The 15972-nt window shown below is 38.7% G+C and carries 14 protein-coding genes, 1 other RNA gene, 1 pseudogene and 1 other annotated feature; of the genes and pseudogenes, 1 reads left to right on the top strand and 15 read right to left on the bottom strand.

The features are described from left to right. Nucleotides 1-310 precede the first annotated feature (310 nt). From ACHABW_RS23910 to guaB, 13 genes are all read right to left on the bottom strand, one after another. Nucleotides 311-577, bottom strand: a complete 267-nt coding sequence (locus tag ACHABW_RS23910; RefSeq protein ID WP_435759276.1) for a pro-sigmaK processing inhibitor BofA family protein — start codon at nt 575-577, stop codon at nt 311-313. Between the two features lie 203 nt (nt 578-780). Beyond that, complete coding sequence (locus ACHABW_RS23905) at nt 781-993, bottom strand: YaaL family protein (RefSeq protein ID WP_435759274.1); 213 nt, start codon at nt 991-993, stop codon at nt 781-783. A 41-nt stretch (nt 994-1034) separates the two neighbouring features. Continuing rightward, a complete protein-coding gene (gene recR / locus ACHABW_RS23900; RefSeq protein WP_110938069.1) occupies nt 1035-1631 on the bottom strand; it encodes a recombination mediator RecR in 597 nt (198 codons plus the stop codon). Nucleotides 1632-1759: 128 nt separating this feature from the next. Further along, nucleotides 1760-2071, bottom strand: coding sequence for a YbaB/EbfC family nucleoid-associated protein (locus ACHABW_RS23895; RefSeq protein WP_110938070.1), 312 nt, complete (start codon nt 2069-2071; stop codon nt 1760-1762). Between the two features lie 32 nt (nt 2072-2103). Beyond that, nucleotides 2104-3855: a DNA polymerase III subunit gamma/tau gene (gene dnaX, locus ACHABW_RS23890; protein WP_110938071.1), complete on the bottom strand. Its 1752-nt coding sequence runs from the start codon at nt 3853-3855 to the stop codon at nt 2104-2106. Between the two features lie 457 nt (nt 3856-4312). Then, an RNA gene (gene ffs, locus ACHABW_RS23885) (signal recognition particle sRNA large type) lies at nt 4313-4578 on the bottom strand. A 293-nt stretch (nt 4579-4871) separates the two neighbouring features. Beyond that, complete coding sequence (locus ACHABW_RS23880) at nt 4872-5030, bottom strand: YycC family protein (RefSeq protein ID WP_435759271.1); 159 nt, start codon at nt 5028-5030, stop codon at nt 4872-4874. A gap of 34 nt (nt 5031-5064) precedes the next feature. Next, nucleotides 5065-5568, bottom strand: coding sequence for a tRNA adenosine(34) deaminase TadA (gene tadA / locus ACHABW_RS23875; protein ID WP_435759269.1), 504 nt, complete (start codon nt 5566-5568; stop codon nt 5065-5067). Nucleotides 5569-5666: 98 nt separating this feature from the next. Next, on the bottom strand, nt 5667-6944 hold the full coding sequence (serS, locus tag ACHABW_RS23870; protein ID WP_435759267.1) for a serine--tRNA ligase: 1278 nt from the start codon (nt 6942-6944) through the stop codon (nt 5667-5669). Between the two features lie 139 nt (nt 6945-7083). Then, nucleotides 7084-7305, bottom strand: a binding site (T-box leader). A gap of 40 nt (nt 7306-7345) precedes the next feature. After that, the gene (gene pdxT / locus ACHABW_RS23865; protein ID WP_435759265.1) at nt 7346-7930 is read right to left on the bottom strand and encodes a pyridoxal 5'-phosphate synthase glutaminase subunit PdxT; all 585 of its coding nucleotides are present in this window, start codon (nt 7928-7930) and stop codon (nt 7346-7348) included. Between the two features lie 50 nt (nt 7931-7980). Further along, nucleotides 7981-8868, bottom strand: a complete 888-nt coding sequence (gene pdxS, locus ACHABW_RS23860) for a pyridoxal 5'-phosphate synthase lyase subunit PdxS (protein ID WP_110938076.1) — start codon at nt 8866-8868, stop codon at nt 7981-7983. Between the two features lie 191 nt (nt 8869-9059). Further along, nucleotides 9060-10466: a D-alanyl-D-alanine carboxypeptidase family protein gene (locus tag ACHABW_RS23855; RefSeq protein ID WP_435759263.1), complete on the bottom strand. Its 1407-nt coding sequence runs from the start codon at nt 10464-10466 to the stop codon at nt 9060-9062. Nucleotides 10467-10616: 150 nt separating this feature from the next. Further along, the gene (guaB, locus tag ACHABW_RS23850) at nt 10617-12071 is read right to left on the bottom strand and encodes an IMP dehydrogenase (RefSeq protein ID WP_110938809.1); all 1455 of its coding nucleotides are present in this window, start codon (nt 12069-12071) and stop codon (nt 10617-10619) included. 130 nt (nt 12072-12201) lie between these two features. Here guaB and ACHABW_RS23845 point away from each other — a divergent pair, with 130 nt between their 5' ends. Further along, entirely contained in the window at nt 12202-12969 is a 768-nt protein-coding gene (locus ACHABW_RS23845; protein ID WP_435759261.1) for a YaaC family protein, read from the top strand. A 603-nt stretch (nt 12970-13572) separates the two neighbouring features. Here ACHABW_RS23845 and ACHABW_RS23840 read toward each other — a convergent pair. Both ACHABW_RS23840 and ACHABW_RS23835 read right to left on the bottom strand, forming a co-directional pair. Next, on the bottom strand, nt 13573-14550 hold the full coding sequence (locus tag ACHABW_RS23840; RefSeq protein ID WP_435759259.1) for a TrkA C-terminal domain-containing protein: 978 nt from the start codon (nt 14548-14550) through the stop codon (nt 13573-13575). Between the two features lie 41 nt (nt 14551-14591). Then, nucleotides 14592-15101 (bottom strand): annotated as a pseudogene (locus ACHABW_RS23835) (hypothetical protein). Nucleotides 15102-15972: the final 871 nt, after the last annotated feature.

The following is a 15972-nucleotide window of genomic DNA, read 5'->3' as shown; positions in this document are numbered from 1 at the left end:
AAAATATCCCACTTTGCTTGGCTTTTTGTTTAGTTTTCAAAGGTCATTTACCTATCCACCAAAGTGAATAAATATTTTCTATTGTTCTAGTAAACTAGAACGTTGTAAAAACATCGTTTTAAGGCGACTAGAACATCATATCATTTTTTAGTGTATGATGTCAATATCTTTTTTAAAACTTCGTCAGTAACAATAAGGAAATGTTTTGCCCGTTTCGTTAGCGACAAGTAATAATATACCACGGGCGAAAAACGAAGTCAACCATTTTACAAAAATAGTTTTAAGCCTCCAACTATCGATCTCGGATTTCTTAATTTACTACCATCATATCTAAAAAGATTAACGCTACAATACCTGGGACACCTAAGAAACCAGATACAGACGCTGTAAATAAGTTAATCGGCAAATGATATTCAAATATTCCTCCAAAAGTATTTAAGAAAAATAAAAATAAAGCTCCAATTAATAGGCGAACCGCTCCAGTTCCAATCCATTTAAACGACTTAAAAGGGGCTCCCAGAATTAATAAAAGGATAATCATCGATGCTAATAGAGTTAAAATAACTATTGGTTCCATATTTGAACACTCCTTTAGTTTTTGATACAGACCATTCTTTTTAAGACGGATTGTATATCCGACCGTGTAAAAAATGATCCGGCTCGTTCTAAAAGATATGTCCAAGCTCAAAAATTATAACCGAATTAAATATAAACTAGCAATCTGCTTCTATAGTAATACTACAACGAAGTATATCCGCTTCACATTTTATTCGTAACACTTTAATAAACCGAGGTTTTCCTAACCCTTGCTTCTCTTAATAAGAAGAAATATTTAGCTCTTTCCAATTGTGCACGACTTTCAACATAGCCGAAGTCTTCGACCGAGTGCTCCAAAAGGGATTCATGTTCATTTACTTTATCTTTAACAGACCTGAGAACGGATATAAGTTCATCATCCTTAAGACGACGAAGCTTTCGTTTTTTGCTACCCATGAGTTTTGCCACCCTTCCGAATTCTCTGCTCTATGCTTTTTCTATAACTCTCTTCTGCCTTCTATTGCCTTAGATAAAGTAACTTCATCTGCGTACTCTAGATCTCCGCCAACTGGAAGTCCGTGAGCGATCCTCGTTACTTTAATCCCGGTTGGTTTCACAAGACGTGACATATACATAGCTGTTGCTTCCCCCTCAATATTTGGGTTTGTTGCAATAATCATTTCTTGAACAGTGTCATCCTGAAGCCGTTTTAATAGATCTGCAATATAAATATCTTCAGGACCTATCCCATCGACCGGGGAAATGGCGCCATGTAATACGTGGTATAACCCAGTGTATTCTTTCATTTTCTCCATTGCAATTACGTCTCTTGATTCCTGAACCACGCAAATCACTGTTTGATCCCTTGACTTGTCTTCACACACTCGACACGGATCCGTATCTGTAATATGGTGACAAATTGTACAATACGTCAATTCTCTTTTTGCACTCACTAATGCTTTGGCAAAATCTAAAACATCTTCTTCCCGCATATCTAAAACAAAAAAGGCCAATCTTGCTGCTGTCTTAGGTCCGATACCAGGGAGCCGCATAAAACCTTCAATTAGTTTGGAAATAGGTAATGGATACTGCATAACCTTTAATTCCTCCTTCTTCTTATATAACAATACCTTCTAACAACGACCTGGAAACATCTTTAGAAAATTCTTTAACCATAGAAAAAGACTTGGCTTGTCACCAAGTCTAAAGGGATTACTGAAATTTACATCATTCCTGGAAGGTTCATACCTTTTGTGAATTTGCCCATTTTTTCGTTAACCATTTCATCCACTTTTACCAATGCTTCATTTGTAGCTGCGAGAACGAGGTCTTCAAGCATTTCTACATCTTCGGGATCTACCGCTTCTTCATTGATTTGAATATCAAGAATTCTTTTTTCTCCGCTGATAATAACTTTAACCATACCGCCACCTGCAGTTGCTTCCATTGTTTCATCTTTCAATTGCTCTTGTGCTTTAGCCATGTCTTTTTGCATTTTCTGCATTTGCTTCATCATATTTCCCATATTTTTCATTATAAAATTCCTCCTAATTATAATTATTTGCTTTAATCTTTAATTTCCAGTAAATCTCGGCCGACTAATTTTACAGCTTCATCGATTAACTCGTTTCTTTCCTCCTGCGGCGCAGAACCATCTTCGTTTTCCGAAGAATCCTCGGAGTTTCCTGCTAGTTTTTGTTCCTTCACATACTCTTCTTTTATGTCTTCCCAATGAGCCACGAGAACGGTTAACATTGTCAGTGATCGACTCATGACTTGGGTCGATGCCTCTTCTACAATATCACGAAACTTGTCATCCACCATGGTCCGGTGCATCTCATTTCGAAATGCCAGGACAAATTTTTCATTAGAGCACGCAACTGGTTTACAATCGTTCAGCCATGCAGATGCAGGAACACTCTTCTGCTTTACTTGCTCGATCACTTGTGCCCATGCTCCATTCAGTGACTGGAGATCTTGTTTCGATGCCGTATGCAGCATTTCCTTTATCTTTCCTGCATGTACACGATTTTTACCACTTGCAGCAGCTGCTGCAGGTCGAGACTTTGTAATGCTCGGCTCCGCTGGCCGATTTCCTTGCGCACTAGCTTGAGTTCCTTGATTCTCTAAGTTCTTTATCGAAGTTTCTAGATCTGCAACTTTCTTTTGTAATGTTTGGATCGTTTCGTTTTGATCCAACTGCACATTGGAGTCAGCTCCTTGTGATGTTTTGTTTAATTGTTGCGCTGCTTGAACAACAAACATCTCTAAAAACACCTGAGGGTGACTCGCCCATTTCATTTCTTGCTGAAAGTGGTTAAGACGTTCCATCATTGCAAAAATCCATACCTCATCCAGCTCTTCAACCATCTTCTGAAATGCTTCATCTCCAGTGATACGATCTTTTGATTCATCTAGATCAGGTGCAGCCTTCACCATCAGAATGTCCCGGAATAAGAAAATCAAATCATCGATAAAACGAATTGGATCTTTTCCTTCCTTCATTAAAAGGTCAATCGCTTTGAGTCCGTCTCCTACTTCACCTAGCTTAACCGCTTCTACGACTTGGTGCAGCAGTTGATGCGATACAGCACCAATGATGGATAGTACATCATCAACTTTTACAGATTCATCGGAATAGGAGATCGCCTGGTCTAATAAACTTAAGGCATCCCTCATACCGCCATCAGAGGCCCTCGCTATTAATGGTAATGCATCTTCGTCAACGTTTATATCTGTATTATCAACTATCTCCTGCATGCGACCAATCATCGAGTGTGCGGAGATTCGTTTGAAATCAAATCGTTGGCAACGTGAAATAATTGTTAACGGAATTTTATGTGGTTCTGTGGTTGCTAAAATAAAAATCACATGTCTTGGTGGTTCTTCAAGTGTTTTTAATAAAGCATTAAATGCTCCAGTCGACAGCATATGCACTTCATCAATGATATAGACCTTGAATCTAGCCGCACTCGGAGAGAACTTCACTTTGTCACGAATATCGCGGATTTCGTCTACGCCATTATTACTTGCCGCATCTATTTCCATCACATCGACGATCGTTCCATCCTGTATTCCTTTACACGTTGTACATTCATTACATGGTTCATCCGCTGGAGCTTGTTCACAATTAATAGCTTTCGCCACAATTTTCGCAACACTTGTTTTCCCCGTCCCACGAGGCCCAGTGAATAGATAGGCGTGAGAGAGTTTTTCCTGGAGTAATGCATTTTTCAATGTTTTCGAAATATGTTCCTGACCCACGACATCCTCTAATCGATTCGGACGCCATACTCTATATAAAGCTTGATAACTCATCTCTCTACACCATCCTCTGGGTCAAACTCTTTAATCAGACCGTTTCATTTTCATATTACTTCACAATTATCCCAAGTGTTAACTAGAAGCGATAGCGAAGCTAAAAGTATAAGCCTCTTATTCCTTCTAAATTTATATATTCCAGTCATTTATTCAGTTCATACCTATTATACCGATTCATCGACCTAAATTCAAAATGAATCTCTCTTTTACTTCATTCTTTCTCAGTAAATAAAATCAGTTTCAATATCATGTGTACTTTAGCGCCTTTTATTAAATACAGTGTGAGCTTTCGCCACCCCGAGTACACCTCTGCATTGCCTATAGGTACTGCTTCAAAAGAGGACGGACTTCCCTACGATGCGTAAAGGAGCTATCAACTTATATCTTCTAACCTAACAAAAAAAACCATCCTCTATTTGGATAGTTTTTTAAAACATTTATATAAAATTAAATGTCGTGCACCTTTCTTCGATCATAGTTCCCCAAGCGTTACCTAAGCAGTTTGCTCGATTCAGGCAACTCCGCGGCACACGGAATGACCCGCTTACTGCTGCTTCCTTCCGGATCTGACAGGATTCACGAAATTCCGTTGCGCGGAACCCAAATGTCAACACCACTTACTTAGGGCAGACCAGAGAGAACTATAACCTCAGAAAGGGATTCGGCCTCGCTATAGCGGATTGCGAGTACAGGGCACCGCTACCTCCCCGCTTAGCACGACAAAGTTGATAACAATGTTAGGCGTCTGTTTTAGCGACGCAAATATTAGTATAGATGTTTTCTTACATAAATGCAATAGTAGGAACACAATCTATCATGTGATAAACACTTTAATTGTATTCTCTCTGTTTCTTTATATAGCTAGATTCTATATCTAAAGGTAAGAAGAAGCAACCCTAAACCCTTGATAGGACTGGAAAAGGATAGTGGCCTCTTAATCTCATCTAATTCTTCTGTTAATATTCCCTTTACAAAAAAAGGATTTTATTCCGTCATTTTACTACCTCGGAGGACTACTCTTCTTCCTTTTTTGCTTGTTCCTCTTGCTCTTCTTTTTCCTTTAGTTTAGCTACGAGTATATGAGGTGGTGTATGCATCACATGCTCTAATGGCATGCCTAATTTCTTTGACATCATTTGTGCCGTCTCTAACGAAATTTGATTCGGTCTCATGTTGACACCTCCAATCTGTATAAAATGGACAACTTTAAACATGCTTATTTTTTTGTTCCTTTTTCTTTACTCTAATCTCGCGGAAGAAGTCTTTGAGAAGAACTGCGGTTTCTTCTTCTAACACACCACTTGTTATCGCAACTTGGTGGTTAAACCTAGGTTCGTCTAAAAGGTTCATTAATGTTCCACAACACCCGGCTTTTGGATCTGCCGCGCCATATACTACTCTCGTTATTCTTGATTGAACGATAGCGCCTGCACACATAGGGCATGGCTCTAATGTAACATACAAAGTACAACCTTCTAAACGCCAGCTTCCTTTTGCAAGGCAACCGCGTTGTATCGCAATCATTTCTGCATGTCCCGTAGATAGTTGATCTTTTTCTCTACTATTCTTTCCCCTTGAAATGATCGTACTATCTTGTACTAAAACAGCACCAATCGGAACCTCGCCATTTTGCCTAGCCTTCTCAGCTTCTAAAATGGCTTCCTTCATAAATGTCTCATCCTCTTCAATCCACCTAGGTGTTGCACCCATTTAAACCACCCTTTTAGCACTTATCACTTAAATAGTTACCTTTTCTTCAATGATATGTTAGTTAGCACGGTGTACAGTATATTTCAAAAGCGATACTATTAGTTATTAATTTTTTCTTTTCCACCCATATAAGGTCTAAGGACTTCAGGGATGATGACTGAACCGTCTTCTTGTTGATAGTTTTCTAAAATTGCAGCCACCGTTCTTCCAATTGCAAGACCTGATCCATTTAACGTATGAAGAAACTCGGCTTTTCCTTTCTTTTCCCTTTTAAAACGAATGTTTGCTCTTCGTGCCTGAAAAGATTCAAAATTACTGCAAGATGAAATTTCACGATAAGCATCGTTACTTGGAATCCACACTTCAATATCATACTTTTTGGCAGCCGTGAATCCTAGGTCACCTGTACACATATTCAAGACACGGTATGGCAAGTTCAGCAATTGTAATACCTTCTCTGCATGGCTAGCGATTTTCTCTAAATGATCATAAGAATCTTCTGGTTTCACGAAGTGTACAAGCTCTACTTTATTAAACTGATGCTGACGAATTAATCCTCTAGTATCTCTTCCTGCAGAGCCAGCCTCAGATCGGAAACAGGCACTGTAAGCCACGTATTGCATAGGCAGCTCCTCAATACTTACAATTTCATCTCGATGCATATTCGTTACTGGAACTTCTGCAGTGGGAATAAGGAAATAGTCTTCTTCCCTAATTTTAAAAGCATCTTCCTCAAACTTCGGTAATTGGCCTGTTCCTGTCATACTTTCACGGTTCACCATATAAGGTGGCATGATTTCAGTATATCCATGTTCGTCTTCATGCAAATCCATCATGAAATTGATTAACGCTCTTTCCAATCGAGCACCCATTCCTTTATATATAACAAAACGACTTCCCGTTACTTTGGCAGCTCGTTCAAAATCCAACATACCTAAATCTCTACCTAGGTCCCAATGAGCCTGAGCTTCAAATTCAAATTTAGGAATCTCCCCCCATTTTCTTACTTCTTTGTTTTCTTCCTCATCAGCACCTATAGGAGCACTCTCATGTGGCAAATTAGGAATAGTTAATAATAAATAATGCAACTCCTCATCAACTAGACGAAGTTCCTCGTCAAGCTGCTTCACTCTTGCAGAAACCTTTTGCATTTGTTCGATTATTTCACTTGCATCTTTCTTTTCTCGTTTCATTTGAGATATTTCCTGGGAAACTTTATTCCTTTGGCTCTTCAGTTCTTCTACTTCTTGAATAACATCTCTTCGCTTTTGGTCCAAATCACCAAATCGATCTAATGCTGAGATATCTTCATTTCTATGAGAAAGTTTTCGTTTTACCTCCGCAAAATCATTCCTTAAAAGCTTTGCATCTAACATATTAATACGCCTCCTTCATTTTGGTAAACCTTATTTTAGAATATAAGACAAACGCATAGCGTCTTTTATTAAATACAGCTTGAGCTTTCACCACTCTTGATATGACAATACAAAAAAACTCCCGTCCCTGAATATAATATTCAGGGACGGGAGTTACCCGCGTTGCCACCCTGGTTGAGAGAAACAGATCCTGTTTCCGCACCACCTTGGTCTCGATATCGGTGAGAACCGAATTAACCTACATATAAGTTCAGCTAATTTGCTCCAGGATGGATTCACGGATCATTACCACCGGTTTTCAGCAACCACCGGCTCTCTGAAGGCAATGTCTTCCATTACTATTTCCTATCTTTGCTCAGTATAATTATTATTCTTATCATAACCGAAGTTTTTAGTAATTATCAAGCATGGACACGAGATTCTCTAACCATTTTAACAAAATATTGATGCATACGATAATCATCCGTTAATTCTGGATGAAACGAGCAAGCTAGAAATGGTCCTGATTGCGCAGCTACAATGTCACCACTATGCCTGGCCAAGACTTGAACATCTTCGCCCACAGTTTTGATAATCGGTGCGCGAATAAATACTCCTTGAACATCATCACCAATGGAATCCATTTTCAGAAGTGCCTCAAAACTTTCCCGTTGGCGGCCAAAAGCATTCCGTTCGACAACCATATCCATTACAGATAAATGCGGCTCCATTTGGCCAACTATTTCATTAGCCATAAGAATGGCACCGGCACACGTACCAAAGATCGGCTTTTTTTGCTTGGCAAAATCTTTTAACGGCTCATAAAATCCATAAAGATTGATAAGTCTGCGCATCGTTGTACTTTCTCCACCAGGGAAAACTAAGCCTTCGATTTCTTTTAATTGTTCCACTTTTTTTATAATAATAATATTTACGTCAGGTGCCTCTAGTGCCTTGACGTGCTCTCTCACTGCGCCTTGAAGCGCTAATACACCTATGTTAATCATGATGTTTTCACACCTCTTCTTTCATAAAACGCTGTTAAGCGTCAGTCAGTTTACCAACCTCGTTCTTGCATACGGTCCTTAGCTTCGATCGATGAAATTTCGATTCCTTTCATCGCTGGACCAAGATTTTTCGAAAGCTTAGCAATCAACGCATAATCTTGATAATGAGTGGTAGCTTCTACTATCGCCTTTGCAAACTTTGCAGGATTTTCTGACTTGAAAATACCTGATCCAACAAAGACACCATCGGATCCTAGCTGCATCATTAACGCTGCATCGGCAGGAGTCGCAATTCCACCTGCTGCAAAGTTTACAACTGGTAAACGACCGCTTCGTTTAATTTCTAAGAGTACCTCATAAGGAGCCCCTAAGTTTTTCGCTTCAGTCATAAGTTCATCTTCAGACATTCCTACTACTTTTCTTACTTGCGCTTGCATTAAACGTTGATGACGAACTGCTTCAACGATGTTCCCTGTACCCGGTTCACCTTTCGTACGAAGCATGGACGCTCCTTCTGCGATTCGGCGAGTAGCCTCTCCTAAGTCACGGGCACCACATACAAAAGGTACAGTGTAGTCACGTTTATTCAAGTGGTACACTTCATCTGCCGGTGTTAAAACTTCACTTTCGTCGATATAGTCCACACCTAACGCCTCTAAAATGCGTGCTTCAACAATATGTCCAATACGTGCTTTCGCCATAACTGGAATGGAAACAGCATTTTGAATTGCTTCGGTAATTGATGGGTCAGCCATACGAGCCACGCCACCCGCTGCACGAATATCAGAAGGAACGCGTTCAAGAGCCATAACAGCTACTGCCCCTGCTTCCTCAGCTATTTTAGCTTGTTCTGCGTTCACCACATCCATGATGACGCCGCCTTTTTGCATTTCTGCCATTCCACGTTTAACGCGATCAGTACCTACTTGCTTTTCCATGATGATCCCCCTTATAAAATACACAATTATTTTTCATAATTGCTTATAGTTTGTTTATCAAAACATTCATTCATACCATTATAACGAAAAAACCGAGTATGTGGATAGTAATACCTCAAAAAACTAGAAAATAATTCTAGTCACGACATTCTATCGAATAAAAAAAGTCATTAACTAGAAATTACAGCGTCCTATAACCACCCTTTAACGGTATCAATAACGGATGTCCAAAGGCCGGAGAAAAAATCGCCGATACCTTTGAACATTAATGTAAACCATCCAGAACGTTCCACTTCTTCTGTTGCAACGATATCTACTGTTCTTGCCTCAAGTTCTTCACCAAATAAGTATTCTTCTTCTTGCTCTCCGTTATAATTAATCACAAGTTGTCCAACTACTTGCCCTTCTTCAATTGGTGCTTCGAGCTCTCCATCCTCGTTTAACTGTTCCTCATCCAACTCTACTGTGTATGAGTAGGCTTCTTCATCATCTTTATGGGTGAGAAGAGAAACAGCTTCAGTGGAAACAATCTCTACTTGATCTTTTTGACCTTTTGTCACAGGCAGTGATTCATACCCGTCCAATGTCATATTTTCGGGAAAAACTTCTTGGATGGAAAAATTATCGAATCCCCACTCCATGAGTCGTTCCGTTTCGTTAAAACGGTGGCTTTCTGAATCAGCTTTCATCACGACAGAAATAAGACTCTGACCTTCTTTTTCAGCAGTTCCAGTAAACGTGTAACCAGCTGATTCTGTAAATCCTGTTTTTAAACCACCGACGTATTCATAGTCTAGATCTGAATACTGTGTGCCTTCAAGCATCCAATTCCAGTTTTGCATGACTATTTCATCAGCTGTACCTTCCCGAAACGTCTTTTCTGCAATCCCGGCTGTTTCTAATACTTCCGGATAATCATTCACTAAATGATAACCCAGCGTCGCTGCAGCTTTTGCTGACATATAGTTATCTTCTGTTTCGTCAGTTCCTTCTGGATGATTGCCTTCTAATAAGCGGTTAGGCAGTCCAGTCGAGTTAACGAATTGGAAATCCCCTAGTTCGGCCTCGAAAATCTCTGCTAGATTATCCATGCCATATTCTTCGCCTGCATCACGTAGAAGCGTTCCTAATCCTAACTCTTCTCCTTTAGCATTCATCATTTTCACAAATTCACCTTCTGAACCAGCAATTAATTCCGCTAAAGCCATGGCAGAAGCATTGGCTGAATATATCGCAACTGATTCGTACAGGTCCAGTACGGAGTATTCTTCATCTACATTTAAAGGTACATTTGAAAGACTTCTGTCATGGGATAATTCTGCTAAATAATCATTAATAGGAACTGTATCTTCCCAACTGATATCTCCATTATTAATTGCTTCTAAAATCAAATATTCACTCATCATTTTTGTCATACTAGCTGGAGGCATCGGGTTATCCACATTTTGCTGATGTAGTATTCTTCCTGTTTCTCCATCAACAAGAATAACCGTGTCTACTGAAGCCTCAAAAGAAGCTTCGCCAGTCCCCGCGAAACTGAATACACTAGCGATTGAAAACATAAAAATTAAACTCCACATACTGATCTTTCTTACCATCCCATACATCCTCTCTTCTCTCCCTCTTATCTATAAAACACATTGTATCGTGATGTTTTTCTCTATCCTGAAATCAACGACCAAACGTCATTTTACCATAACTAAATAAAAAAAAATAGATAGGAGAGACCCCTATCTATCGGATTATTTTTATGAATAATTTGGTGATTCCTTCGTTATTTGTACATCATGAGGATGACTTTCACGAAGACCCGCGCCTGTTATCCGTATAAACTCCGTATCCTCTCGCAGGGAATCGATTGTTGCTGTGCCACAATAACCCATTCCTGCTCGTATTCCACCAACAAGCTGATGCATCGTATCCTGTAAAGGTCCCTTATAAGGAATTCGTCCTTCTATTCCTTCAGGTACTAATTTTTGTTCATTTTCTTGGAAATAACGATCTTTACTTCCTTTTTCCATCGCACCTAATGAACCCATACCACGGTATACTTTAAACTGACGACCTTGAAATATTTCTCTTTCACCAGGACTTTCCGTAACACCAGCAAGTATACTTCCAAGCATTACCGCGTGTGCTCCAGCACCAATTGCTTTTGCAATTTCTCCTGAGTATTTAATACCCCCATCAGCAATAATTGGGATGCCGTGCTTCCTTGCTTCCGTGGCACAGTCGTAAATTGCCGTAATTTGCGGAACACCAATACCAGCAACGATTCGTGTCGTACAGATTGATCCAGGACCAATACCTACTTTGACGATGTTTGCACCTGCTTCAATAAGGTCTCGGGTTGCTTCCGCCGTCGCAACGTTACCGGCCATGATATTCAAGTTTGGATATTTCGCTCTGACTTCCCGAACTTTTTCAATAACTCCTCTTGAATGACCATGAGCTGTATCAATGACAAGCAGATCTAATTCAGATTCTACTAATGCTTTTATACGTGCATCTGCATCAGCTCCAACTCCAACTGCTGCACCGACTAGAAGTCTTCCTGCAGAATCCTTCGAGGAATTTGGAAATTCAATGGCCTTTTCTATATCTTTAATCGTAATCAAACCTTTAAGCTGTCCATTATCATCCACTAATGGTAACTTTTCAATTCTGTGCTTTTGAAGTACTTTTTGCGCTTCTTTCAAGGTTGTCCCTACTGGCGCAGTGACTAAACCTTCACTTGTCATCACTTCTTTTATAGGAATGGAGTAATCCTCGATAAAACGAAGGTCTCGGTTCGTTATAATTCCGACAAGTTTTTTATTTTCATCTGCGATAGGTACACCGGAGATACGATACTTCCCCATCAAATGCTCCGCATCAAAAACTTGGTGATCCTCTGTTAAATGAAAAGGATTTGTGATAACGCCACTTTCAGACCTTTTAACGCGGTCAATTTGCTCTGCTTGCTCTTCTATGGTCATGTTTTTATGAATAACACCAAGACCACCTTCTCTTGCCATAGCAATTGCCATGCTCGCTTCTGTCACCGTATCCATTCCTGCACTCATAATCGGTACATTTAAAGTAATTGAATCAGATAACTTTGTTTTTACAGAAACATCTCTCGGTAGTACATTTGACTGAGCTGGAGTTAGAAGTACATCATCAAATGTTAACCCTTCCTTGGCAAATTTATTTTCCCACATCGTATCCATTCCCCTTTCACCTTATCGCAAAATATTATTAGTAGATTAACAATAGGATAAACTACTGTCAAGACAAGTATCATTGTTTAACTATTCAAACAACTCAACCCTTTGAAAGGAGTATGTTTTAATGACAAGTCCTTCCTTTAAAAAAGTGTTCCAATCTTCTTCCTTCACACAACATTATCTACAGGATAACTATGAACGACTTGGTATCGTCAAGTCAAAAGAGACTGCTTATGAAAATTGCTATTCCGTGATCTATTATATCAAAATGGGGAATCATTTCTTTGACGATGGTAGTAAGTCTTCTCTTGCCATACAACCAGTACTCTTATTTTATGGATTATGTCACTGGTTGAAAGCGGCTGTTCTTACTGTAGATCCTACTTATCCAGCAAATTCTCAGGTACTTTCTCATGGCTTGTCTACCCGTAAAAGAAAAAAGAAAGGATATTATTTTCTTCAAGACGAAGTTCGCATTCAAAAAGAAGGACTTTTTCCGTTTCTCTCTGAAAAATTGTTTCATGTGAAACAATTTTCTGGCGAAAAACTCTCTATGCGACAATTAATGTATGGAATTTCTGAACTTGAAGATCTTTTAGAACAACTTTTCCCTAAAAAAATTCACCCTCCTACTCAGCACAATGTACTTAATAAGAATGAAATCTTAAAAACGCTTAGTGCTACTAGTAACAACGAACTGCCGCAAATATTAACTTATTATGCTTTATTGTATCAGTTAAGTATGATTTGTCGATACGAAACCGAGTGGTGGGGAGAACTTTTATATTCTTTTTCTTCAAATGACCTACCTTTAATCGAACAGTTTTTGTCTATCAGCACAGATAAATGTCCCATTCTGCTTGAAAACTTCTTTTTTCCAAAAGAAATATAGATAAATCAATTCTATACTTCATCGGTTGAAAAGAAAGAAAATTCTATTCAGCTTCGTTGGACTGCATCCACGTTGAAAAGTTAATTTTTTAAGAGACCCTAATACAATACAATTCATCTAAAAGGGCATTTCGAGACCTCCGTTGAATAATCTCATTGTAATGTTTGAAGGGGTTCTAATTGATTAAAATGTAGGATATAAAAAATGCGAATCTATTTACATTTAAATCCAGCGTGCTTTCACCGCCCTGAGTAGCACCTTTGTATTGCGTTTAGGTGCTACTCGAAAAGAGCGTGGGTTTACCTTGCTTTGATACGTGCGGCGTAAAGAGAGATATCATCTGTTAATAAACAATGATTTTAACATAATTTTAGTATAGAACTCTCTAATTTTTAAAAATAAAAATGAGGGATTTCCTTCCATCCGTTTTAGCATTCCAATTAAGTTCATATTTTAAAAAAACACTCCTTTTTTTCACGCTTTAAAACTATATGCCCATAATTATGAAGGGCATCAAGATATAATATTCAAAGAACTCGATAAAATAGTATTCTAAAGGAATACTGAAAAACTTAAATTAATTATTTTCGGCATTTGATACAATCAAAGAAAAAATATTAATAATTGAGATGTTATCGCTACAAAAATCAATGCAAAAGGATATGCAGCGGCATATGCAATCGATGCATCCTCTACATCTGTAAATTGATTCACAGCCCCTAAACCTGGAGTACTCGTTAATCCTCCACAAATAGCACCAAGAGAATGAATCATACTTAAACGAAAGACTTTCCGAGCTATAAAAAAACCCGATACGATCGGGACAACTGTTATAATTGCCCCACTTAAGACGAGACTAATTCCCTCGCTAAGAACTACCTCCACCAAACCTTGCCCCGCAGTGGTTCCTGCTCCAGCTAAAAAGAGAACGAGTCCAATATCACGGATTACAATATTCGACGGTTGAAAGAAACGGGCACGAATTGGACCTAATTTTCCGAAATGACCTATAATAAGTGCTACAAATAATGGCCCTCCTGCGACACCTAAAGTAATTGTTCCTAAACTCGGTAAATGAATAGGAACCATACCAGCTATAATTCCAATCAAAAGAATTAAACTTAATGAAAAAATGTGCACGTTAGTCGCCATGAATGTTCTTTTATTAAAAAGTCTTTCCACATCGTTTAAACGGTCCTCACTACTCACAAGACTAATAATATCTCCTCGTTCAAACCGCCATTTTGAATTTTGATTAAATTCAAAACCCCCACGTTCAATTCTAGTTACCGTAACGCCATAAATCCTTCTTAACTCAAGTTCTCTAAGGCTTTTTCCAAACATATCCTCTGAATTTACGATCACTTTGCGCAACTTCACATGATCAGAGTTTTTAAATTCAGTATTTACCTCTTTACCGACATCCTTACAGAAAGCATCCAGATTGATTCTTATTCCAACAGCTACTAAACGATCCCCTTTTAAAATTACCGTATCATTTAAAGCAATGATATTTCGATCACCACGAATAACACGACTAATTACTACTGACTTATATTTATTAAATTTCAGTTCTTTCAAAGTTCGTTTATTAAACGAATTATTTCTAACTTCTACCGTGATTACTTCCGGTGATCCATCTGTTTGAACTGATTAGCCATTTTCTTTAAGTCTTTTTCCAAGTCGACTTTTAAAACTCTAGGTAATAGTTGCACAAACAATACCACTGCAACAACTCCAAAAGGATAAGCAATTCCGTACCCCACAGAAGCTAGGGGATCATTAGTCGCCTGTAAAGCTGCCGCTAAACCCGGTGTACTAGTGAGTGCTCCTGTCATGAGTCCTATACTGAGGGCTGGGGATAAACTAAAAAAATTCACCACTGCAACTGTAGTAATCGACGCAATTAATACAATAAATAAAGCAATAATACCAAAAATAATCCCACTCGTTCACAACATTCTAAAAAAACGAGGTCCTGCTTGTAATCCTACTGCTACGATAAATAAACTTAAACCTAAGTTTTGAACAGTAGCTGAAATCTCATAGCCAAAGTGACCAAAAAACATCGCTGCAAGCAACACCCCTGATGTACCCAAGCTCAATCCTTTCAGTTTTACTTGCCCAACCATCGAACCTATGAATAATATAATAAATAACAAAAATAATGGTTCATCTAATAACGAGTAAAATAACTCCATCACTAATTCCCCCATTTAATTTTACAAGAAGAAAACTCTTTACTCATTATAGCTAATTTGTTATGTTTAAGTATAACTTTGCTCATTAATTCACAAATATTTCTTTTTTATTCTAAGTAAGAAGAAATACAATTTTAGTATACTCGTTTTAGTGCTAACTCAGTCGTTAACATTTCTTGTTTTGACCCAAGACTGAAATACATTTAGGGAATATTATTTAATAATTTCTTGCTTGAAAAGGGCATATTTAGTCAATCCCAATAATACGTTAACTTCACACGATTTGATTGTTTAATAGTATTAAACGTCATGGATAACCCTACTCGCCGCCGAAACCTCCATGCTTCCGGTTTCTTCCGGCTACGATTGTAGGTGCTACCATCGTAGCACCTACTTTAAAAAGTGCTTTTCAATCTCACTTATTCTCACTCATGCTCTTGGTTTCTACCTGCTACGTTTGTAGGTGCTACCGCCGTAGCACCTACCTCAAAAAGAGCTTTTCAATCTCGCTTATTCTCGCTCATACTCCCGGTTTCTACCTGCTACGTTTGTAGGTGCTACCACCGTAGCACCTACCTCCAAAAGAACTTTTCAAACTCACTTATTCTCGCTCATACTCTTGGTTTCTACCTGCTACGTTTGTAGGTGCTACCGCCGTAGCACCTACCTCTAATATTATAGCCGCACAACCCTTTAAAACCACAAAAAAGACACTCTCCAAAGAGAATGTCTTAATACTTTTGTCCAGCGGCGTCCTACTTTCACAGGGGGAAACCCCCAACTATCATCGGCGCTGGAGAGC

Origin of the sequence: Salipaludibacillus sp. CF4.18, from assembly GCF_051262595.1 — a bacterium.
Lineage (GTDB): Bacteria > Bacillota > Bacilli > Bacillales > Salisediminibacteriaceae > Salipaludibacillus > Salipaludibacillus neizhouensis.
Note: the sequence above shows the minus strand (reverse complement) of the source record. Positions and strands in the feature narration are given on the sequence as shown.